The sequence below is a fragment of the Alteromonas sp. RKMC-009 genome, assembly GCF_003584565.2.
Taxonomy (GTDB): Bacteria; Pseudomonadota; Gammaproteobacteria; order Enterobacterales; family Alteromonadaceae; genus Alteromonas.
The window spans coordinates 2,079,399-2,102,298 of record NZ_CP031010.1 but is presented as its reverse complement, the minus strand read 5'-3'; the positions used below and the strand labels follow the sequence as shown (position 1 = coordinate 2,102,298).

The window sequence follows — 22,900 nt, the reverse complement described above, 5'->3', positions numbered from 1 at the left end:
GGTTTTTGACACCGGGCCTGAGCTTGCTCTGCGCAGTTTATCAGCGCAAGCTTTTATTTACGGGGGCTTTTGCCTTTACATACAGTGCGTCCCATTCATCCGGTACAACGGGCATCACCGACAAACGGTGCCCTTTTTTAACCACGCCCAGTTGCTCTATTTCCGGCATGGCTTTAATTGTGGCCAGCGGAAGCACCGAAGCAAACTTCTCTTTAAACGTCACATCCACGCAAAACCAGCGGGGATTATCGCGGTCTGATTTAGGATCGTAATATTTGCTTTCGGGATCGAACTGACTCGCATCGGGATAGGCATCACGGGAAATTTCTGCAACACCGGCAATGCCAACGTCCTTGCAGCTTGAGTGATAGAAAAACAGTAAATCCCCGGCTTTCACCTCATCGCGCATGAAATTTCTTGCCTGATAGTTTCTGACCCCGTCCCAGGGCTCAGTTTTATCCGGACGGGCAGCAAGATCGTCAATACCAAATGCATCCGGTTCTGATTTAAACAGCCAGTAAGCCACAATGTCTCCTGAAAACGCTTTCTTTAAAAATGCAGTTTATCACAGCATCTGATTTCGTGGACAACGCCTGCTTTACCCACCTTTACACAATACTGACACACACCGGAATACAGGTTGCTATTTTAACATCATGCCAATTCGGGCATCGACCACAGGAGCAACCTAATGGAAATCTCTCAACTAAACAGTGCCATGCAAACCGGCGCACTGACCGGCACCAGTAACGTTAACGGAATTAAAAACCAGAGCCCGCCGCCACCGCCACCTCAGCAGGATGCATTATCAGAATACATGGCGGAATCAGGCAGTGATGAAGATGTAAAAGCCTTTATGCAGAGCATAATGGATATGGAAGCGTCCGGCGAATTTGATGCGCAAAGCCTTGCCGCCAACGCGCCGGCCACCATGCAGGCTTTTGCCGAAGAGAACGGCATCAATCTGGAAAGCTTTTTTCAGCAGAAACACGATCAGCAGTCTGCCAGACAGTCAGCAGCTACTGATATGCCACCACCACCGCCGGGTAACAGCCAGACACAAACCTATGCCAGCAATGAACAACTGGGTTCTGCGTCCGCATCTCTGATGGACAGACTCACTTCCAGCATTGGCATTAATACCACCGCCTGAGCCGCCTGCAGGCAACGATGTGGTCTGCCGTGTGGCAACCCGGGGTTGAAACACGGCAAAAGCGTGCCGGACCGGGCACGCTTTTTTGTATTTAACTATCGTCACCCCGCGGGTAACTGATATAATTACGCCTTTACGTCGTTCTTTCCGGTTTATTGTCATGCAAGCTACCATCAAGGCTGACCGCGGCCTGTTTTCCTATCCGAAGTACTGGGCTCATTGCTACGGTACAGCGCCATTTTTACCCATGTCAAAGGAAGAGATGGACGAGCTCGGCTGGGACAGCTGTGATGTGATTCTGGTCACCGGTGATGCGTACGTGGATCACCCCAGTTTTGGTATGGCAGTGATCGGTCGGGTACTGGAAGCCCACGGTTTCCGCGTGGGCATTATTGCCCAGCCCGACTGGACCAGCAAAGACGACTTCATGAAACTGGGGAAACCTAATCTGTATTTCGGTGTGACCGCCGGTAATATGGATTCTATGATCAACCGTTATACCGCGGATAAAAAAATTCGCCATGACGATGCCTATACCCCCGGCAATGTGGGCGGCAAACGGCCTGATCGTGCGGTAACCGTGTATTCCCAGCGCTGCCGTGAAGCCTTTAAAGGCGTACCGGTTATTGTGGGCGGTATTGAAGCCAGCCTTCGCCGGATTGCACACTACGATTACTGGTCAGAGAAAGTTAGACGTTCCGTACTGTTTGACAGTAAAGCTGACATGTTATTTTTCGGTAATGCCGAGCGCCCGCTGGTTGAAGTGACCCATAGACTGGCCTCCGGTGAAGACATTGCTGATATCCGTGATGTACGCGGTACAGCGATTATCGTAAAAGAGGCATTGCCGGAATGGCAAGGTGTCGACTCAACGTCTTTGGATCGCCCGGGCAAAATAGACCCGATCCCCTCGCCTTATCAGGAATTGCCGGAATGTGATAAAGAAGACACAACGTCCTCTGAAGCACCGGAAGCGAAAGGGGTTGTTATCCAGCCGGTTGAACGCCGCAAGCCCTGGGAACACGTGTATGTCAAACTGCCTGCTTATGAAGTGGTGAAAGACAACAAAGCACTTTATGCCCATACATCCCGTATTCTGCATCAGGAAGTCAACCCTGGCTGTGCCCGTGCGTTAATGCAACGCCATGGCGACCGCCATATCTGGATTAATCCCCCGGCCATGCCGCTGGAAACCGATGAAATGGACGCGGTATTCGATTTGTCGTACCAGCGTATCCCCCACCCGGTTTACGGTGATGCAAAAATACCGGCTTACGACATGATTCGTTTTTCCATTAATATCATGCGTGGCTGTTACGGCGGTTGTACCTTCTGTTCGATTACAGAACACGAAGGCCGCATCATTCAGAGCCGTTCTGAAGATTCAATCATTCGTGAAATAGAAGAGATCCGCGATAAGGTGCCGGGCTTTACCGGTGTCATTTCTGATCTCGGTGGCCCGACGGCAAATATGTACCGCCTGCGGTGTAAGAGTGCCAAAGCGGAAGCTACCTGTCGCCGTCCATCCTGTGTGTACCCGTCTATCTGTGCACATATGGATACCGACCATAAGCCAACTATCGACTTGTATCGCCGTGCACGGGAATTACCCGGCATCAAAAAGGTACTGATTGCGTCCGGCGTGCGTTACGACCTGGCGGTAGAAGACCCTGAATACGTAAAAGAACTGGCACTTCATCATACCGGTGGCTATCTGAAAATTGCGCCGGAGCATACCGAAGAAGGGCCACTCAGCAAGATGATGAAACCCGGTATGGGCAGTTATTACCGGTTTAAAGAATTATTTGATAAGTATTCTGCCGAAGCCGGTAAGAAACAATATCTGATCCCTTACTTTATCGCCTCTCACCCGGGCACAACGGATGAAGATATGCTGAACCTGGCAATCTGGCTGAAAGAAAACCGCTTTAAACTGGATCAGGTACAGAATTTCTATCCGTCGCCTATGGCGACAGCCACCACGATGTATCACACCGGGGTGAATTCGCTGCGTAAGGTCAATAAAGACAGCGAACAGGTACCTTCGGCGAAAGGTGAAATTCACCGCCGTCTGCACAAGGCGATGCTGCGTTATCATGATCCGAAAAACTTTGCGCAAATCCGCGAAGCACTGAAAAAAATGGGACGTGAAGATCTGATAGGTCGTGGCCCTCAGCATCTGGTTCCGCCGGAAACCGCCGGCGAGAAACGCCAGAAGGCACAAAAAGGCAAACGGGGTGAACGGGCTTTAACGAAGCACACCGGTTTACCGCCTAAAGGCTTCCGCGAAAAAAATGCCTCTGGTAAAGGGAGAAACGGCGCAAAAGGGAAACCCGGACAGCGTCAGCAAAGAGCCCGCTAAAAGCATAAAAAAACAGGAGGCATCAGCCTCCTGTTTCAGTTCGTTCCCGCCCTTAACTGTTTACACCTGAGTAATGCCCAGCTAACATAAGCGAGCATAGGTATGTTCAGTTGCAATGCCGGCAATGACATGGCATCCCCGCCGTGACAGATGACATAAGCGAACAGCATCACTAACACTGACAGCGCCGATATTCCCAGCCAGGCGGATTTATCCAGCGTTTTAACCGCCACCGTAAGAATGACGTTGAGGGCCATCACTATCCAGAAAACCGGGATAAGGGGAATGGCAGCAAACATATCAACCAGCGCAGTAAGCGCCAGAGCAGACACGCTTCCCCACACCACACAATGCCACAAACGGGTAGCCAGCGGAGGATTAGCCTTCTTCGCCAACCAGATTTCCATACCGGAAATGCACAACACGGTAAGCATAATGCCAAGGACGAAATACAACAGCTTAGAGGGAATACCGGCAAAATCACCGAAGTGCAAACGGTACATGGCGTAAACCACCTGCTTGCCCCAGTGCCCGTCTGCATAGCCGGCTGTACCGAGATAATTCCCCGCACTGTCAAACCGGTAATTCTCTGAGTAAATCATTTTACCGGGCACTCTGGCATAAATTTCGATGAACTGCTCCGGTGTATTCACTTCATGCACGGTGAGGAAAATCAGCTGATTATCAGGGGCAATGGTAGCCATCTGTTCTACCGCTTTACCGATTTGCGGAGTCGAAACAGGCTGCGACAATTCAGGGTCAGGTGTAAAAATCTTTTCCATCACCGCATCACGGTCACCGCCAAAATACAATTGGGCGACCAGCACCAGCACAAGACCCGCCAGACCAAAGTACGCACCGGTGATACCAATGATCAGATGAAACGGTGATGCCCACAACCCGAAACGGTTATGTAAATCAATTTGATACTGCTGGCCGTTTCCGCCCTGTCGTAAGCGGAAGGCATCTTTTTTGATGCGTTTATGCGCCACAATACCGGTTATCACTAACGTGACGATAATGGCACCCAGCGCGCTCACCAGAATCATGCCCCAGCTTGCCGGCAAATTCAGATACAGGTGCAAATCCACCAGCATTTTGGTAAAGGACACGGATTCCTCTTCCAGCAGTTCACCGGATTCACCGGCAAACCAGGCGGTGTGATCGTTTTCAACCACAAGCCTCGGAATATTCGAGGTTGGCAAAACGACGAAAAGATGATGAGTTTCTTCTTTATGTTCAGCAAGGAAATTGGCCATGGCGGTATCAATAACGTCTCCTGATACCGTTCCCAGTTCCGTAACACCCGGTTGCTCCCAGCGTTCAAATTCCTGATGAAACACAGCCAGCGTACCGGACCAGCACACAAGAAACAGCAATGCACTTAAAAACACACCCACCCAGCTGTGGGCATTTAATGCAGCTTGTTTTGTTTTTTTATTCATACTGATACTGCCTGAAATGCCGGAATGAAAAGAAGATACGCTGCGCTGAGAGCGCCCAGTACTGTGTATAGCGCAAGGGCTTTTGGTTTTGATGCAACGGCAAAGTAGTGATATCCCAGCAGGCCCCAGATAACCGGCAACAACACAATACAGGTAGCCAGTTGTCCTGTTTCTTTCATGGGCAGCGCCAGACTGACAGCGAGACTGGACAGTAAACTGACGACTAACAGCACGATCAGGATCACCAGATAATGACCGGCATGTTGCAACACCTCCCGTCTGACAAAACTCAACGGTTTGGGTGCCGGCTGATTTTTAGGTGACGGCAGCGTTTGCCGGTTTGCTAAAATCAACGGCCACACTCCGATAGCAGGCAGACAAAGGGCGAACACACTGCCTGTCTCCCAGCCGGTTGCCCTGCTCCACATGAAAAAAGATCCCGCGAAAGCGAGCAAAGAAAACCACAGCCAGACACGATGTTGCTTCTGCCAGCTTACATAAAGCAGAACCAGTGATAAGGCACTGATCCCGCAGGAAAGAATGATATTTGTCATAACGTCCGGATTGACCTGAAGGCAGGTTTGTGCATTTGTCCTGTGCACTAGTCATTTAAACGCTAATAGTACAAACACCCTTAAGAAATGTAAAAGATATTCATTATCATTAATATCACGAAAACTGCAGCGCAGTATACGCCGTGATTAACGGAGCAGAAAAAGCACCGGCGCAAAATATGCGCCGGTACGAAGGGATATGACACTCACACACAAATAAGTCGTAATCAGTGACCCATGTCCTTCTCACTGAAAAACAGCGAATACAATACCGGTACCGCCACCAGCGTGAGTAACGTGGCAAAGGTCAGGCCGGACATGATAGTCACAGCCATACTTGCAAAGAATGCATCCCACAGCAGCGGGATCATACCGAGAACAGTGGTTAACACGGCAAGCACTACCGGTCTTACACGACTGAGGCTGGCACCGACAATCGCGTCTCTCAAAGCTCCGCCCTCTTTGCGGCGCAGATCAGTTTCATCCACCAGTACGATGGCGTTTTTAATCAGCATGCCCGACAGACTTAACAACCCGAGTAATGCCGTGAAGCTGAATGGCATGCCGGTAAACACCAGGCCTGCTGTAACACCGCAAATCGCCATCGGCACAATAAACCAGATGAGCAATGCCTGCCTGACCGCATTAAACAGCAATACGGTGATCAGAATCATACTGAGAAAACTCAGCGGCAACTGCTGTCCCAGCGCTTTTTGCGCGTCACGGGAGCTTTCAAACTCGCCGCCCCACTCAAAACTGTAGCCGTCCGGCAGAGGCATGTTTTCAATCACGGCTGCCACGTTCCGGCGGGCTTCCTCCGCGGTGTAATCGCCGGCGGGTTCTGCCTGAACGGTCAGCGTGCGTACACGGTTACGGCGTTTGATAATACCGTCGTGTGCCTGCACATCAAACTCTTTAATTACCTGTGTGATAGGGATAAAGTCCTGTTGCACTTCACTCCATATCAAACGATCTCTGAGCCAGTCCATGTTCTGACGCTCTGACACAGGTGGACGGATCACCACCGGGATTTGACGTTCGTCTTCACGATAAATACCTACGGTTTTACCTACCGTGGCAAATTCCGTTGCGTCAGCAATATCAGTACGCGACAGACCGGCAATTTTTGCTTTCTGCTCATCCACTACCGGATAGATGGTGAATTCGCGCTGACGCCAGTCCTGACGCACATCGGTAATGGTAGGCTCCTGACGCATTAATGCTTCAGCTTTTGCGCCCAGTTCCCGCAGCACGGCAGAATCATTACCTTTAAAACGCGCCTCTATTTTCGCACCGGTAGCCGGACCGAAGAACAAACGCTGAGTAAATACATCAGCCTGAGGATGCCGTTCACGTATTTGTGCCCGCAATTCGTTCATCACCAGCGGTATTTCTTCACGGTTATGCGTGCGTACAATTAACTGACCAAATGACGGATTTGGCAGGTCCGGTGAATACGTCAGCATAAACCGGCTGGCGCCCATACCGATGAAACTGGTCACGTTTACTACCTCGTCACGGGCTTTCACCAGTGCTTCGATATCTGCAATGTCAGCTTCAGTAGCACGGATGTCGCTGCCCTGAGGCAAGGTGTAGTTAATATAGAAAATGGGCGTATTTGACGGCGGGAAAAAGGACTGTTTCACCAGCGCAAAACCCATTACGCTTACCGCCGTCGTGGCAACCAGCACCAGTACGGTAATGCGCGGAAAGCGCAACGCTGCACCCAGTAACCCCTTGTAAAAGCGGTAGCCACCGCCGTCATAATGACCGGCATCTTCACCAGCTTCTTTTTGAGTAAACAGATAGTGCCCCAGCAAAGGCGTTACCGTAACAGCCAGGATCCAGCTGAGCAGCAATGAAATACAGATCACCGCGAACAGCGAGAACATGAAGTCGCCGGTGGTATCCTGTGAGAGTCCGATACCGGCAAAGGCAAGAATGCCGATGACGGTGGCAGCCAGCAGCGGGTACTGGGTTTGTTGTGCCGCATCTTCGGCGGCGGATACCGAGTCCTGACCTTTATGCATGCTTAACAGCATAGACTCGGCAATAACAATGGCGTTATCCACCAGCATCCCCATGGCGATAATAAGTGCGCCCAGGGAAATCCGCTCCATCTGAATTTCAAATATCCACATGGTAAGCACGGTACCGAGTACCGTAAGCAGCAATGTACCGCCAACCACAACGCCGACGCGCCAGCCCATGACCAGCAACAGTACAGCAACAACAATGGCAACAGAAGCCGCCAGGTTCACCAGAAAGTCGCTGATGGCTGTATCTACCACAATATGCTGTTCATAAATCGGCAGAATATCCACGCCAAGAGGTAAGTGGGTACGCAGTTCGTCGAGGTGCGCTTCGACCGCGTGACCTATATCTACAATATTCCGGTCACTGCGACCGGCAATGGCCAGGGTAAACGCTTCGTGACCGTTATGTCTGACAACCTGTGACGGCGATTCAGATTCCACACGGTACACACGGGCAATGTCGCCGATGTGCAGTTGTTCGGTGGTGCCGGGCACTCCGAATTTCAAACCTTTAATGGTTTCTTCGGAATCATCACCGGCAGGCAAAACCAGCCGGATCCGCCGCTCGCCCAGACGCATGCTGCCCGCATTGGCAATATCACTTTCTGTCTGAAACACACTGGCAATACTGGACATGGAAATGCCCAGACTGGCCAGCTTTTCCTGCGTCACTTCCACATAAATAGTTTCTTCCGGCACCCCGGCCAGTTGCGCCTGTGTTACGCCCGGCACAGTGAGCACTTCACGTCTTAGCCGTGTTGCCAGTTCCTGGCGCTGACGGTCTGAAAAGCCTTCAGCCACCACGGCGTAAAACATGCCGTATACATCGCCGAAGTCATCATTCACCACCGGACTGTTCGCTCCTGACGGCAATTTCATGGCTGCCGCAGACACCTTGCGGCGCAATTCATCCCACGCCTGTTGCAAATTGTCACTGTTGAAGTCGTCACGGATTTCCACCGTGATCTGAGACTGCCCGGGCAGAGAACGGGAGGTAATATCACCCAGTTGCGCCAGCTGCTGAATAGTAGATTCAAGCGGTTCGGTAATTTCCAGCTCCACTTCCTCGGCAGTGGCGCCCGGATACGTGGTAGTAACGATAGCGGTTTTCACCGCGAAAGCCGGATCTTCCAGCTTGCCGATGGCAATGACACCGGTGACACCGCCAATCAGGCAGATCAGCATGAGCAGCCATACCGTCAGCGGATTCTTAATTGAATAAGTGGCGATTTTCATAGTACAGGCTTCTCCTTGTTAAATTCCCGTACTGTCATACCATCCTGCAGGCTGTCTGTGCCCGCAGCCACCAGCCGCATACCGGCCTCAAGCCCTGCCGTTACCTGCGCTTTATCATCACGGATAAGACCTACTGTTACCGGGTGATAAACCACTTTATCCCCTTCCAGCCGCCATACCGCAAAGTCTTCACTGCCCGACGTATCGACGGCACTCACCGGCACCCACAGCCCGACCGGCCCGATGGGGTTTGCCACGACAATACGCGCGGTCAGCACCATACCCGGCAGCAAGTCCAGATGCTCGAGGCGGGGCAATTTAAATGTCACCTGATAGGTTTGCGTTGATGTATTGATTTCAGTTTTATGCTCCAGATAACTTAGGGTTACCGGTTTGCCGTCATCACCCGAAATCAGATTACCGTCTTCATCTTCAAGATACGCCTGATACACCGGGTTTTCTTCCACGGCGTAGCGCATGAGCTGCTCAGGCACATTCACGTGAACCCGCAGATAATTAATGTTCTGTACCCGCAGCACAGACTGATTCGGTTGCACATAAGAGAACTTTTCAACCAGACGGTTAGTGATCAGCGCATCGAAAGGCGCGTGCAATTCGGTATATTCGATATTGATGCCTGCATTCTCAACTGCCAGTTCCGCGTTTTCATAAGCGGTTTCCAGCGCATCGAATTCACTCTGACTGATGTAATTATCGTTCTGAAGCTGTTTTCCACGTTCAAAATCAGACTTTGCCTTGCGGAAACTGGCTTCAGATTGTTTCAGGGCCAGCTCGTAATCCTGCGGATCCAGAGCGGCCAGCAATTCACCTTCCGGTACCACAACCCCCTGACGGTCTGCCAGCTGGTTTATGCGTCCGGCTACCTGAAAAGATAAATCCACCGTACTCAGAGCATCCACTCTGGCAACAAAGTGTCTGACCACTGTTTGATCGTCTGCACCGACCTCATAAACCTGAACCAACGGTGGCGGCGGCGCTTTCTGTTCCTGCGCTTCACCGCTGCATCCTGCGAGCAGAAAAGCCGCAGATGCTGCAGCGATTGCCATAATTGACGGTAATTTAATCCTGATTTTCATTTCGTGCTTCCTCTAAGGCAATCGCTTTATCAATTAATTTCCCGCGCAGGGCAATGCGCTCTTCTGCTGTGAACGGACTGATGTCCATCAGCTCCTGAAAGCTTAGTCCATCAGCCGCCAGCCACAACAGGGTGCTTTCAGCCACCGCGTCGCGCTGTTCAATTTCTTCACGTTTGCTTTGCATCATTTCGAGCATGGGTGCCAATAACGACGAATTTTCCACCGCCGCGACCAGCAAAATTTTAGCCTGATGCACAGCAAGCTTTTCGTGTGCACGTTGACGGGTACGCAACAAATTAGTCACCGGTAACGCATCAGCATGGGCTTTCTCAACTTCACACAGTTCAGTTTTCATCATGCCAATCATGCTTTCCACCATACCGGCCAGTAATGCATCTTTGTTTTTAAAGTGATGCATAACACCACCTTTGCTCATTCCGCACTGCTTCGCCACATTGTCCAGGGTTAGCACCTTGGGCCCCTGTTCAATAGCAATTTCTGTGGCAGCATCCAAAATACGCTTTCGCGACGTATCCGCTTTTGATTCTGTCATCACTCTTCCAAAACAAACCAACTGGTCGGTTTTTAAATCAAATAAGCGCTTTTGTCAACCAATATGCAGATCTGTTTATGGCTCAGAGAGGTTTTATCAGGCTCTCCCTACCCTTTACGCGGGAAATTCGTGTATGCTCACTGATTATTTTCTTTATTCTGATGTTGTAATGATCGCCACGACACAGCGGCACCTGGTGAATATAGATATCCTTCTCAGTGATATCGAAATGCAGGAAAGCGGTTTTTACGCCGGTGCTGAACATCAAAAATACCTGAATGATTTACTCAGAGAACTGTCAGCACTGGAAGGCATGCTTGAGCATGAAACTGTACACTCTTTTCAACAGGCAGTGAGCAGTGCCGGACTTGAAAACGTATTTAAGGACAAAAGACTGGTAAGCATTTACCAGAAGCTTATCAGCAACGTTCTGGCGTATTGGCATACCGTAAATAAAATAGACGACATCCTCGCCAGCCGCTTCGACAGCCATTCTGAGAAACGCCTTGAACTGCTTCAGGCAAAAGCTTCACGGGCAAAGTCGGTATTTAAAACCGTCGCCATGGCGATGGGCAAAAACGATTACTCCCAGTTTATTACCCTGCTGGGTTTGCAGCATACAGACTGGGCGTGGCGGGAATAACTATCACAGTACGGCGGACATAAAAAAACCGGCATCACAGGATGCCGGTCAGTTCTTTATTGCGATGCGTTATGCATCTGCCTGTTCGTTTGCAGGGACTTCGTGAGTCAACAGGTATTCAAAGGCAGACAATGATGCTTTTGCGCCCTCACCCATTGAGATGACAATCTGCTTGTACGGCACGGTGGTGACGTCGCCGGCTGCAAAAATGCCTTTCTCAGAAGTAATACACTTATTATCAACGATGATTTCACCGTGTTTGGTCATATCCACGACACCTTGCATGAACTGACTGTTCGGTACCAGACCAATCTGGACGAACACACCTGCCAGCGGTAACGTGGTCACTTCCTGCGTTTCGCGGTTGGTGTACTCAATGGCCGTTACTTTGCCATTTTCTGCCACAATCTGATTCGTTGCTACATTGCGCAGAATGGTAATGTTGTCACGCTTTTCAGCCTGCTTAACCAGAACATCATCAGCTTTCAGCGTTGGCATAAACTCGAACACGGTGACAGACTTCACGATACCCGCCAAGTCAAGAGCAGCCTCGATGCCTGAGTTACCCCCGCCGATAACAGCTACGTCTTTGCCTTTAAAGAAAGGACCATCACAGTGCGGACAGTATGCCACGCCATTACCTACGTTTTCTTTCTCACCCGGTACACCCAGTTCTCTCCAGCGGGCACCTGTAGCCACAATGATAGAGCGGGTACGAATTTCTTCGCCGGATGACAACGCCACGATTTTAATGTCGCCACGTTCAATGTTTTCGACTTTCACGTGCTCTTTCAACGTGATGTCATAATCTTTCATGTGCTCCATCAGGTTGCCCACCAGTTCGGGTCCTGTGGTTTTCGGCACTGAGATTAAGTTTTCGATACCCATGGTATCTTTTACCTGGCCACCGAAACGGTCGGCCACGATGGTCACGTTTAAGCCTTTCCGTGCACTGTAGATTGCGGCACTCACACCTGCCGGACCACCACCAATCACGGTTACGTCCTGCAGCGGCATGCTCTTGCCCTTGTTCGCTTCTTTCAGCGACGGGTCGCGCTCTAACAGTTTATCAAGCAGAGTAGACGCATCTACCTTGCCGTTAGCGAATAATTCGCCGTTTAAGTAAACACTCGGTACACCCTGAATGTCTCTTTCTTCAATCAGTTTCGGATAAACACCGCCATCAATCATTTCAGATGTGATGTTAGGGTTTAACAATGCAAACTGATTCAGCGCCTGCACGACATCAGGACAGTTATGGCAACTTAAGCTGATGAACACTTCAAAGTGCAGCGGCTCGTTGACACCTTTAACGATGTTTTGCAGATTGTCGTCTACTTTCAGCGCTGTGCCTGACGCGTGTAAAATTGCCAGGATTAACGAGTTAAACTCGTGTCCACCCGGGATGCCGGAGAAACGAATACCGGTATCTTCACCGTCAGCTTCAAGTAAGAAGCTTGTCGCGCTGCGTAAAACGCCATTTGTATCACGCTCTTCCAACTTAATGTTGTCGCTTACACTTGCTACGCCAGACAGAAATTCAACCAATTCGCCACGCTTGCTGTGCTCGCCAGTCTGGACAACGAATGTTACTTCTTTCTGCATTGACGCGGTGTAGCCTTTCAATGCCTGTAAAATTTCTTTAGTTAACACGGTAATTCTGCCTTTTGCTTGGTGTTAAGGAGGTGCAGGCAGTTGCCTGCACCGTCACAAAGAGTTGGTAAACAACGTTACCTTAGATTTTGCCTACCAGGTCTAATGAAGGCGCTAATGTCGCTTCACCTTCTTTCCATTTAGCAGGACATACTTCACCAGGGTGAGAAGCAACGTATTGTGCTGCTTTAACTTTACGTACTACGTCGTCTGCTTCACGGCCGATACCTTCAGCAGTGATTTCCATTGCCTGTACGATACCGTCAGGGTCAACAACGAACGTACCACGGTCAGCCAGACCCATGTTTTCACGCATACAATCGAAGTTGCGTGTGATCTCACCGGTAGGGTCGCCGATCATTGCAAATTTGATTTTGCCGATGGTCTCAGAAGACGCGTGCCATGCAGCGTGAGTAAAGTGTGTATCGGTTGATACTGAGAATACTTCTACGCCACGGGCTTGCAGCTCTTCGTACTTGTCAGCAATGTCGCCAAGTTCAGTCGGGCAAACAAAAGTGAAGTCTGCAGGATAGAATACGAATACCGCCCATTTACCCTTGATGTCTTCACTACTTACTTCAACAAATTCACCATCTTTAAATGCATTTGCTTTAAAAGGTTTGATAGCAGTGTTGATAATTGCCATTGGTTAATCTCCATTAAGTTAGTTTGTTGTGTGTCGTTCGCACCGGGCAACCGGTTGACTAATGGACACGGTATCTACGAATTAATCAGAAACATGGTTCGAACTTTATGGTTTGTTGAACCCGTCCCCGTTGACTTGTGATTAGAATAGTCGCGCAGGGTTCAAAAAGATAATTGGTAATATTGAAAGGCTTAATCAGTTTTTCTGATTATTAGATTTGAATTTGAGCGGAAAATGCAATTTATAGTTTGGCAAAGTATATTGCCGGGATCAAGTGACAATACAATGAAGATTTCGCAACACAGCACAGCGGCCCGTGATGCCGGGGGCTAACCCGAAAGTGCCGGCAGCTAAAACGCAGGCACCGGCAGCTAACCCGTAGCTGCCGGCATCGGGCGGTGTGTCAGGTCAGTAAAGAAGAGGCTGGTTCATCAACCCCGCTCAGTTGCTCTTCTATATTCAGCAAATGCACGTATTCGTTGCGCTTTTCTGCCTGGGTAGTTCCCGGGCCAACGCCGGATAACGTAGTAGCAGCTTTTACAGCCTGCTCCAGCTGTTCATCGCTCAGAGGTTCTTTCTTATTCAGTTGCACCAGTACCTTGAGCAGGCTCAGCGCGATCTGCTTATTGCCGGGAGATAACGTGAGTGCCTGTCGCAGGTTATTGTACGCCGGCACAAAGCGATTCTCTTTGTAATTTACCGCAGCCATGTCTTTTAGCTCACGGGTGGTAAAATTAATCTCTTTGCGCTCGATAGATTCCTGTTTCAGGTATTCATCAACAACCTGACTGGTAAAGGTATCCCCGGCAATCTGTTTATGCAGTTTTTCCAGTAACGCCAGGCAATGCTCCCGCATACCCAGCTCATGGAACGCTTTCATTTTATCCAGGTTGTCTTCCATGGACAGACCGTCCGTATCCGGCTTTTTGGTCTTCATGATCGCTTCGGCGGATTTTTTCTGATTACGCAAACACAATACTCTGGCATTGAGTACAGAAAATTGCTCGGTCAGTACTTTATCCAGTCCCTGCTGTTTACTCAGTTCCGCCAGTTCTGCTTCAACTTTTCTCACCAGCTTTTCTGCATCACCGGCAGAAGCGGTGGTAGCCATATCCAGCGTTGCACGCATGACGTTCAGGGTCAGTTCCGGCGAATCGTGAATTGAATTTTTAGCGTACTTTGCCATATTTTGCACGGCCATTAACTGACCGGGCTTGTCATGGTTTAACCTGGCAAGATCCCATAAACGTTTGTTACGTTCGATATTCCGCGGCGCCAGCTTACTGGCTTCACGCATCTGCTCATACGCCTTATCAAACTCTTCCTTTTCAATGTAATACTGTGCAAGTAAATCATATGTCAGGAAGCGGGTATCATCACGTTGCAGCAAATCTTCCACCAGGGTTTCAGTTTCTTCCAGTTTATTCTGACGAAGTAACGCTCTGGCCAGTCCCATATGCACCCAGGCATGATCGTATTGCTGCAGCAGTTTCCTGAAATACACTTCTGCAGTGGTGTAGTCACGCAGTGCAAGGTAGCTTTCGCCGATTATACGCTTAAGGCGGGGATGGTATTCGCTGACGGATTTATCCGTCAACTGGCGTTCTGCGTAATAAACAGCGGTGGAATAGTCCTGCTGGTTAAGACAACATTGCAGTTTATGCAGCTTACTTCTGATGTTAATCAGATAGCGAAGCCGTTGCTCAATACGGTTGCGATCCAGCGGTTTGACCCAGAAATCTGCAGGCTGCAACTCAACAATGCAGTTCACCAGCGCTTGACTGGTTTCGGCACTGAGAAAGATAACCGTGGTCTTATCGGTGATATGACGGTGGTGTTTAAGCTCTTCAAACAAATGAAAGCCGTCTTTATCCACACTCACATTAAAAGCGATCATGACAAAGTCATAAGTGTTCTGCTCACAAAGGCGAACAGCGTGAAAGGCATTAAATGCACTGTCCACACGGCGGATGCCGACTTCTTTTAAGGCGTTGCTGATAACATCATGAACCAGACCCTGATTATCGATAATCAGGACTTTTAACTCTTCTGCGGGGACAAGTGGAGGAAACTTTTCCAATTTGTGTATCCAATCTTACTGCTAATCCGAATGCCTTTGCGTTTCTTCCCTGTTCAGTGGCTGCACACACTCACCATGTTAATTCCGTTTCACCGGAATGAAATGCGGCCTGCCATCTGTGTAAAGTTCGCAATATTTACCGTTTACAATAAACTGTTACGACTTTAGTAGCAATGATGAAGCAGACCGGCTACGGGTTTTATCCTATTTTTTTTACCATAGGAAATGCCAGAGGCATAAATTCGGCACGGTTCCGGCCCAGAGATTTAGCCCGGTATAACGCTTCATCCGCTTTGTCTACCAAATCACGGCCGTATACGCGGTTTTTCAGAGCACTGCGCATATCCATAACCGACACACCTATACTCACAGTAAGAAAAGGAAACGCAGAGGCCGTTTCATGAGGTAGTTTTAACTCATTGAATACAGAAATGATATGCTCAGCCAGCGTCATTGCGCCGGCTCTGTCGGTTTCACCCAGTATAATACCGAATTCTTCCCCGCCCAGACGACAGCATAAATCTGTTCCCCTGCGGGCATTGTCTTTAAGTAATTTAGCTACGGTGATCAGGCAATCGTCACCTTTACCGTGGCCGTATTTATCGTTATAGGCTTTGAAATCGTCTATATCGATCATCAGCAATGCCAGTTCGCTCTGACTACGCTGACAACGCTCGATTTCATGGGCAAGACTTTCATCGAACTTGCGCCGGTTGGAGAGCCCGGTGAGTGGATCTGTGGCGGCCAGTGACTCCAGTTGCATAGTTTGCCGGTAAAGGCGCACATGGGTTCTTACCCGCGCCCGCAACAACGGCACTTCGATAGGCTTGGTAATGTAGTCAACCGCACCGATTTCGAACCCTTTCGCCTGGTCACTCACTTCAGTTAAACCGGTAACAAACACAACGGGAATACGGCGGGTACGCTCGTCAGACTTTAATTTACGACATAAAGAAAAACCGTTAATTTCCGGCATCAGTACATCAAGAAGAATAAGCTCAGGCTCAGTTGAAATAGCCTGTTCGAGGCCGTCCTCTGCATCCGTTGCAATAATCACTTCGTAATCTGTCGCCAGTGCTTCGGCGATCAGCCTGATTGTCGTAATGTCATCATCGACAATTAGCACGCGGGAACGTGATATGGGCATTTTGTGAAATCCTGTTTCTTAAACCAATAACAACTCGCAGTAATACAAAAACCTTTCTATTATGAAATACATGGCGAACAAAACGACTTTTTATGTCCAGCGTATTAGATAACTTATTGCGTACTAACTTCATGCCGCACGGTCACTGCTACCTGTGGAACCCGGAAATTTTGTGGCTGAATGTCATCTCTGACCTGCTCATTGCCACGGCATACTTCTCAATTCCCATTGCCATTTTTTACTTTGTCAGGCAGCGAAGCGATCTAAAGTTTAAAGGTATTTTTATCCTGTTCTCTCTTTTCATCGCTTTATGTGGCGTGACGCATCTCATCAGTATCTTCGTTATCTGGCATGGTGCTTACGGCCTCCATGGTATCGCCAAACTCGTCACCGCCATTGTTTCGTGTATTACCGCCTATAAAGTATATAGTTCCATTCCTGCCGCTCTGCAATTGCCAAACGTTAATCAGTTAAAAAAAGCGATGGAAGACGCCAGCAATGCGAAGCTGGAGAATTTACGCCTGGAAAATGAACACCAGCAGGATTTAATATTGCGTGAAAGTACAGACAGTGCCCATGTGGGCATCATGGTGCTGGCTTCCGATGGTATAATTACTGTCGCTAACAAAGCGACCTGCTCTATTTTTGGTTATGAAAAAGATGAACTTGAAAATCGCCATATTAATCTGTTGGTGGCCACTGAGTTCACGGAAAAACATGATCAACTCATGCAACAATTCATCGACGGCAGCGCCATTGATGCAGCACTGAGCATGAACCGGATAGTGACCGGTTATAAAAAAGATGGCAGCCCTGTACCTTTGGAGATCCGTCTTAACCGTGCTCAACACGATGCGCACATGGTTTATGTGTCTGTGCAGGATATCAGCGAACGGTTGCACAACGAGCAGGCATTAGCGGCCAGCCGCTCCACCACCGACAGCCTCATTGAACATATGCCATTGGGTGTCCATTTTTATAAATATCATCAGGAAGAGTTTGTATTACTGAAATCAAATACTATTGCTGACGGACTGCTTTCAGAATGCGAGCCTGATGTATTTATTTCACAGCCTGCGCTAGCAGCAAAGATGCAATCTGTCGCAGAAGGCCATGAAAAAGCGATTAAAACCGAAATTACTCTCCCCGTTCCCGGTTTACAGAGCCTTCAATTGTATTTGTTTCATACTTCCCCGGGTAAGCTGGTCGTGATGTTTGAAGATGTCACTGAAGCAAAACAGTTTCAGGGGCAGTTGATTGAAAGTGAAAGCATCACGCGAAGAGCAATTAACGCTTCCATTGCAGGCGTCTACATTTTCGATGTAAAAAACAGAAAAAATCATTTTGTTAACGACCGCTATACTGCAATTACCGGATACTCTCTTGAACAGCTCAATAATCTGAACGGAGGTATCAGTTCGCTGATCCACTCCGAAGACCTGGGCAAGGTTAAACATCATTTCCATCATCTGCTCAGTGATCCTACCGACGGTAATGTGTACACCCTCCAGTATCGTGTAAAACACGCCAATGGAAACTGGTTATGGTTAATGGCACAGGACGTTGTCTTCGACAGAAATGACAAAGGCCGGCCACTCAAAATCATGGGATCTTTTCTGGATATCACACCACTGAAAAAGATGCAGGACAATCTGTTATCACTGAAAGACCGTGCTGAAGATGCCAATCAGTCTAAAAGTGAATTTCTGGCCAACATGAGCCATGAAATCCGCACCCCTATGAATGCAGTGATCGCATTAACAGACATGGTGCTGAAAATGGAAATGGGCAATAAACAGCGGGAATATCTGAAAAAAGTACAGGCATCGTCCCGCTCTTTACTGCAAATTCTCAACGATATTCTTGATTACTCTAAGCTGGAAGCCGGCAAACTGGAAATCGATAACACCCCTTTTGATCTCTACAAAATGTTATCAAACAGCCTGCACCTGTTCTCTACCACGGCGACACAAAAGAACCTGTTTATCGATTCAGACGTCGGAAAGAGCGTTCCCAGATTTGTTATCGGTGATGCCACACGCATTGCTCAAATCATCAACAACCTGTTGGGTAATGCGATTAAGTTTACTGAAAAAGGGGAAGTTACCCTGTCTGTAACCGCTGAACTCAGCCCCGTATCCGGCACGTATATGGTGAAGTTTGCGGTATCTGACACCGGCATCGGCATTGATAAGGAGAAGCTTGAAAGTCTGTTCAGGTCTTTCTCTCAGGCTGACAGTTCTATTGGCCGCAGGTTTGGCGGCACCGGTCTGGGCCTGTCAATTTGTAAACACCTTGCCACATTGTTAAACGGCTCATTGACTGTACGAAGTGCGCCGGGTGAAGGCAGTACATTTACTCTCACCCTGCCTCTTATCGCTGACGCACATCATGCCACCACGCTGGAAGGAAAATTGCTGAATGCCAGGACACTGATTATCGGGAATTCATCCCGACATATTCCTGTTATAGAGCAGTACTTTACCTCTGTGGGCTGCGAGGTCAGCATTGTCAACAATCACAATTATCTGCATCAGAAATGGGATACGGATTTCGACATAGTTATGATTGATATGACAACACTGAATAATACAGAAAAAGGCACAGTCATGGAGGCGCTGCTCAGCAATCAGCACGATAATATGATAACGAAGGGCGTTATCTTTTTAAGTTCTGAAAGCCATTTTCATGAAAAAGCCAGTGATATTATTTTAAGCACGGCATCGGCCTGGCTGGTCACGCCTTTTGTGTTGTCCGACCTTGAAGAATCCGTTACCGCTATTTTAAATCGCAATCACACATTAAAAGACAGGATAATAGAAAAACCGCCACTGATGTTCAGCGGCGCATCTGTACTGCTTGTGGAAGACCATCCAACAAACCAGTTTGTCGCGACAGAGTTGTTAAATGCTGTAGGGCTGGAAGTAGTCGTGGCTGAAGATGGTGTTGAAGCCATCAGTAAGTTTCAGAAGAAACCCTTTGATATTGTGTTGATGGATTTGCAGATGCCGAATATGGACGGATTTACCGCTGCCCGCAAAATTCGCGACTTACCGGTGGGTAAAACCATTCCTATTTATGCCATGTCTGCTGCTGTGATGGAGTCGGATAAAGAAAAAGTGGTGTCGACCGGTATGGACGGACATATCGCCAAACCTGTAGTCAGAGAAGACTTATACAAACTGCTGGAAAGAGTACTGGTCAAAAAAATTGCCAGAGCAGATTCAGTCGTCAGGTTGCCCCGGGATCAACAGGATCAGGATGATGCAGCTATCCGTAAAGCTCTGGCGACCACACTGATTGGCTTCGACATTGACGCCGCCACAGGCAGACTGGGAAATGATGTAGTGACGTATCTGGGTTTGCTGGAAAACTTCCATCTTCATTTTGCCAAATTTGATGAGGAGCTCAGTGAGCATGGCGACGATGAAAAGATTGGCCGGCGCCTGCACACAATGAAAGGCTTATCCATGTCCATCGGGGCCACCCGGCTGGAAACCCTGGTTAAAGAAGCGGAGCACTTACACAAATCAGGTAAACTGCAGTCAACGCGGGATCTGAGAAAAGAATTTAATATTGTTTACAACAATACCGGTAAGGCGCTGAAGGCCTGTAAACCCTTTATTGAACCGGAGGCCGGGGAAACGAAAGCCGGACTGGATGAATTAATTCTGGCAGTTAAAAACCATCATTATTTGCGCAAGAGCGACGTTGAACCTTACCGGAATACACTGGAAGACAAGTACGGTAAGGCCGGCAGTGAAGCCATTATCACTGCCATCATAAACCTTGATTACAAAGAAGCGATGAATCTGCTGGTTACTGAGGAGGGTCAATGACGTCACCGATGGTGCCGTTAACCCTGTACCAGCCAGCGATAGACGACCGGCTGCGGGTAGCCGGTAATACTTCATGAGGAAACTCCTCACTCAGAAACACCACAACGGTACCGAATTTAGGTAATACGCGAATACCGGTTTTGTCTTCTTCACTGGTATAAATGACCAACTGACCGCCGTCAGCCTCCTGCCAGTCCGGATTCAGGTAAGTGACCAGAGACAGAACACGGTTCGCCTGACCTTTGAAGGCATCGAGATGACGTTTATAAAATGCTCCGGGTTGATACACGGCAAAATGGCTTTCAAAGGAATACAGACCCAGCATCAGATTACGGTTAAGGAACTGTTTAAGTTGTGCAGTCCACGACAGCCAGTCAGCACCCGCCGCTGACGAGCCGTCTATCCAGCAAATTTCATCCCGCCGTACAAAACTGTTTTCCTGAAAGTCAGTACTGCGGCCTATGCCGGCAGCCTGAAACTCAGCTTCACTCATCGCATTGTTTTGCAAAAATAAAGCATTCGCCAATGCTTCGGGTAAAGCATATTCTTGTACGCTGTAACCCTGCGAATAAATGTCATCCGCGATACGGGTAAAAAGCGACGTGTCGACAGGAATGTCATCAGCCAGAAGTGCAGTCATTATTGTGTTTGAGTAAGTAAAAAAACTGGCGGACTTATACGACGGAAAAGTGGTTTTGGCAATCAATTTTTAACCACTGTGACAAGGCGATGGAAAGGATCTTTTCTTTCTGTCATGGTGTATACATCCGGTGTAGTAAAAACAGAGAGTAAGGCGAATTTAATGAGTCAGGATATTCATCATAACGAAGAAACAGAGCATCATTTGGAACTGCGTAACTTAACGCTGGATGACTATGATGATGTGAAAGAACTGATGGACAAGGTTTACGCCAACGTGGGAGGCGCCTGGCCATTCAAAAATTACAAAGCCCAGGTTACCACCTTTCCTGAAGGCCAGATTTGTATCGAAGATAAAGGCAAAGTGGTTGCGTTTGCCATTTCAGTTATTGTGGATTACGACCAGTTTGACGACAAACATACCTATGACGAGATTACCGGTGACGCATACCTCACCACCCACGATCCTAACGGTGATGTGCTCTACGGAGTAGAAGTCATTGTATGTCCGGATTACCGCGGACTGCGACTTGGCCGGCGCTTATATGAAGCGCGGAAAGAGTTATGCCGGAATCTGAATCTGCAGTCTATTATGGCTGGCGGCCGCATTCCGAATTACGGCAAACACAGTCACGAAATGACGCCGTATGAATACATTGAAGCGGTGAAGTCGAAAGACATTTATGACCCTATCTTAACCTTTCAGTTATCCAACGGTTTCGAGGTAAAACAAATTCTGAAGGCCTATTTGCCGGAAGATGAAGCCTCCCGGGGTTATGCCACACTGCTTCAGTGGCACAATATCTATTATGAACCGGGTAATCCACGTTTATTCGGCGGCAAGAAATCGAATGCCCGCATCGGCTGTATTCAGTGGCAAATGCGTTACTTTGAGAACGTTGAAGAGTTACTGCAACAGGTAGAGTATTTTGTGGATGCTTTATCAGACTATAGTTGCGACGTTGCGCTGTTTCCCGAGTTCTTTAATGCACCGTTGATGGGACTTAGTGAATCACAGGAATCCATTGATGCCATCTGGCATCTGGCCAGCTATACAGACGAAATTCTTACTGCCGTTTCTCATCTCGCGGTGAGTTACAACATTACGATCATTGCCGGTTCAATGCCGGTTGTGGAAGACGAAGAATTATATAATGTCAGTTACATGTGCCGCCGCGACGGTACCATAGACAGTCAGTATAAAATTCACCCTACCCCCCATGAGAAGAAAGACTGGATCATGAAAGGCGGTAACGCCCTGAATGTCTTTGACACAGACTTTGGTAAAATTGGCATTTTGATTTGTTATGACGTGGAGTTCCCTGAACTCGCCCGCATCCAGTCCGAACAGGAGATGCAGATCCTGTTTGTTCCTTTCTGGACAGATACCAAGAACGGCTATCTGCGGGTACGTCGTTGTGCACAGGCCCGAGCCATTGAAAACGAATGCTATGTGGCCATCGCAGGCAGTGTGGGCAACCTGCCGAAAGTAGATAACGTAGATATTCAGTACGGACAAACTGCCGTGTTCTCACCGTCTGATTTCTCGTTCCCTCACGATGCCATTGTGTCTGAGACGACACCGAACACCGAGATGACGCTTATTGTAGATCTTGATCTCGACAAGCTCACCAAACTGCAAAATGAAGGCTCCGTCCGTAACTATTTGGACAGACGTCGTGATCTCTACCGTGTTCAGTGGATTGGTGATAAATAAGTCGTTAACCGGCCAGTTAGCAGCCATAAACAGCAAACTGGCCTGCCCTTTGCTGTAACTTGTGGGAATTTAATAACAATGCACCCTGCGTGCATTGTTA

The 22,900-nt window shown here is 48.6% G+C and carries 16 protein-coding genes; 5 read left to right on the top strand and 11 right to left on the bottom strand.

Annotated elements, in window-relative coordinates; genetic code table 11:
• Positions 1-40: 40 nt before the first annotated feature.
• The gene (locus DS731_RS09225) at positions 41-526 is read right to left on the bottom strand and encodes an EVE domain-containing protein (protein ID WP_119501037.1); all 486 of its coding nucleotides are present in this window, start codon (positions 524-526) and stop codon (positions 41-43) included.
• A gap of 165 nt (positions 527-691) precedes the next feature.
• Between DS731_RS09225 and DS731_RS09220 the strand changes: the two genes are divergently transcribed.
• Both DS731_RS09220 and DS731_RS09215 read left to right on the top strand, forming a co-directional pair.
• Positions 692-1,153, top strand: coding sequence for a hypothetical protein (locus tag DS731_RS09220; RefSeq protein ID WP_119501036.1), 462 nt, complete (start codon positions 692-694; stop codon positions 1,151-1,153).
• A gap of 160 nt (positions 1,154-1,313) precedes the next feature.
• On the top strand, positions 1,314-3,515 hold the full coding sequence (locus DS731_RS09215; protein ID WP_119501035.1) for a YgiQ family radical SAM protein: 2,202 nt from the start codon (positions 1,314-1,316) through the stop codon (positions 3,513-3,515).
• Between the two features lie 35 nt (positions 3,516-3,550).
• Here the strand turns inward: DS731_RS09215 and DS731_RS09210 are convergent, their stop codons facing one another.
• The 5 genes from DS731_RS09210 to DS731_RS09190 form a co-directional block, all read right to left on the bottom strand.
• Entirely contained in the window at positions 3,551-4,960 is a 1,410-nt protein-coding gene (locus DS731_RS09210) for a PepSY-associated TM helix domain-containing protein (protein ID WP_119501034.1), read from the bottom strand.
• Entirely contained in the window at positions 4,957-5,514 is a 558-nt protein-coding gene (locus tag DS731_RS09205; protein ID WP_119501033.1) for a hypothetical protein, read from the bottom strand. The genes DS731_RS09210 and DS731_RS09205 overlap by 4 nt, the downstream gene beginning before the upstream one ends.
• A 227-nt stretch (positions 5,515-5,741) precedes the next feature.
• A complete protein-coding gene (locus DS731_RS09200) occupies positions 5,742-8,786 on the bottom strand; it encodes an efflux RND transporter permease subunit (protein ID WP_119501032.1) in 3,045 nt (1,014 codons plus the stop codon).
• Positions 8,783-9,883, bottom strand: coding sequence for an efflux RND transporter periplasmic adaptor subunit (locus tag DS731_RS09195; RefSeq protein WP_119501031.1), 1,101 nt, complete (start codon positions 9,881-9,883; stop codon positions 8,783-8,785). Before DS731_RS09195 ends, DS731_RS09200 begins: the two co-directional genes overlap by 4 nt.
• A complete protein-coding gene (locus DS731_RS09190; RefSeq protein ID WP_119501030.1) occupies positions 9,867-10,436 on the bottom strand; it encodes a TetR/AcrR family transcriptional regulator in 570 nt (189 codons plus the stop codon). The genes DS731_RS09195 and DS731_RS09190 overlap by 17 nt, the downstream gene beginning before the upstream one ends.
• 133 nt (positions 10,437-10,569) lie before the next feature.
• On the opposite strand from DS731_RS09190, the gene DS731_RS09185 reads away from it, so the two are divergent.
• Positions 10,570-11,079 carry a hypothetical protein gene (locus DS731_RS09185; RefSeq protein WP_119501029.1) on the top strand — a complete coding sequence of 170 codons (510 nt, stop codon included), beginning with the start codon at positions 10,570-10,572 and terminating at the stop codon, positions 11,077-11,079.
• Between the two features lie 69 nt (positions 11,080-11,148).
• On the opposite strand, the gene ahpF is transcribed toward DS731_RS09185, so the two are convergent.
• The 4 genes from ahpF to DS731_RS09165 all read right to left on the bottom strand — a co-directional run bounded on the left by ahpF (position 11,149) and on the right by DS731_RS09165 (position 16,605).
• Entirely contained in the window at positions 11,149-12,732 is a 1,584-nt protein-coding gene (gene ahpF, locus DS731_RS09180) for an alkyl hydroperoxide reductase subunit F (RefSeq protein WP_119501028.1), read from the bottom strand.
• Positions 12,733-12,814: 82 nt separating this feature from the next.
• Positions 12,815-13,378: an alkyl hydroperoxide reductase subunit C gene (gene ahpC, locus DS731_RS09175; RefSeq protein WP_119501027.1), complete on the bottom strand. Its 564-nt coding sequence runs from the start codon at positions 13,376-13,378 to the stop codon at positions 12,815-12,817.
• Between the two features lie 403 nt (positions 13,379-13,781).
• Positions 13,782-15,458, bottom strand: a complete 1,677-nt coding sequence (locus tag DS731_RS09170; RefSeq protein ID WP_119501026.1) for a response regulator — start codon at positions 15,456-15,458, stop codon at positions 13,782-13,784.
• A 199-nt stretch (positions 15,459-15,657) separates the two neighbouring features.
• Positions 15,658-16,605, bottom strand: a complete 948-nt coding sequence (locus DS731_RS09165) for a diguanylate cyclase domain-containing protein (RefSeq protein ID WP_119501025.1) — start codon at positions 16,603-16,605, stop codon at positions 15,658-15,660.
• A gap of 92 nt (positions 16,606-16,697) precedes the next feature.
• Here DS731_RS09165 and DS731_RS09160 point away from each other — a divergent pair, with 92 nt between their 5' ends.
• The gene (locus DS731_RS09160) at positions 16,698-20,444 is read left to right on the top strand and encodes a PAS domain S-box protein (RefSeq protein WP_119501024.1); all 3,747 of its coding nucleotides are present in this window, start codon (positions 16,698-16,700) and stop codon (positions 20,442-20,444) included.
• Here DS731_RS09160 and DS731_RS09155 read toward each other — a convergent pair.
• Positions 20,425-21,084, bottom strand: a complete 660-nt coding sequence (locus DS731_RS09155; RefSeq protein ID WP_119501023.1) for a 2OG-Fe(II) oxygenase — start codon at positions 21,082-21,084, stop codon at positions 20,425-20,427. The genes DS731_RS09160 and DS731_RS09155 overlap by 20 nt on opposite strands.
• Before the next feature lie 162 nt (positions 21,085-21,246).
• On the opposite strand from DS731_RS09155, the gene DS731_RS09150 reads away from it, so the two are divergent.
• The gene (locus tag DS731_RS09150; RefSeq protein WP_119501022.1) at positions 21,247-22,800 is read left to right on the top strand and encodes a bifunctional GNAT family N-acetyltransferase/carbon-nitrogen hydrolase family protein; all 1,554 of its coding nucleotides are present in this window, start codon (positions 21,247-21,249) and stop codon (positions 22,798-22,800) included.
• The last annotated feature ends 100 nt before the right edge of the window (positions 22,801-22,900 follow it).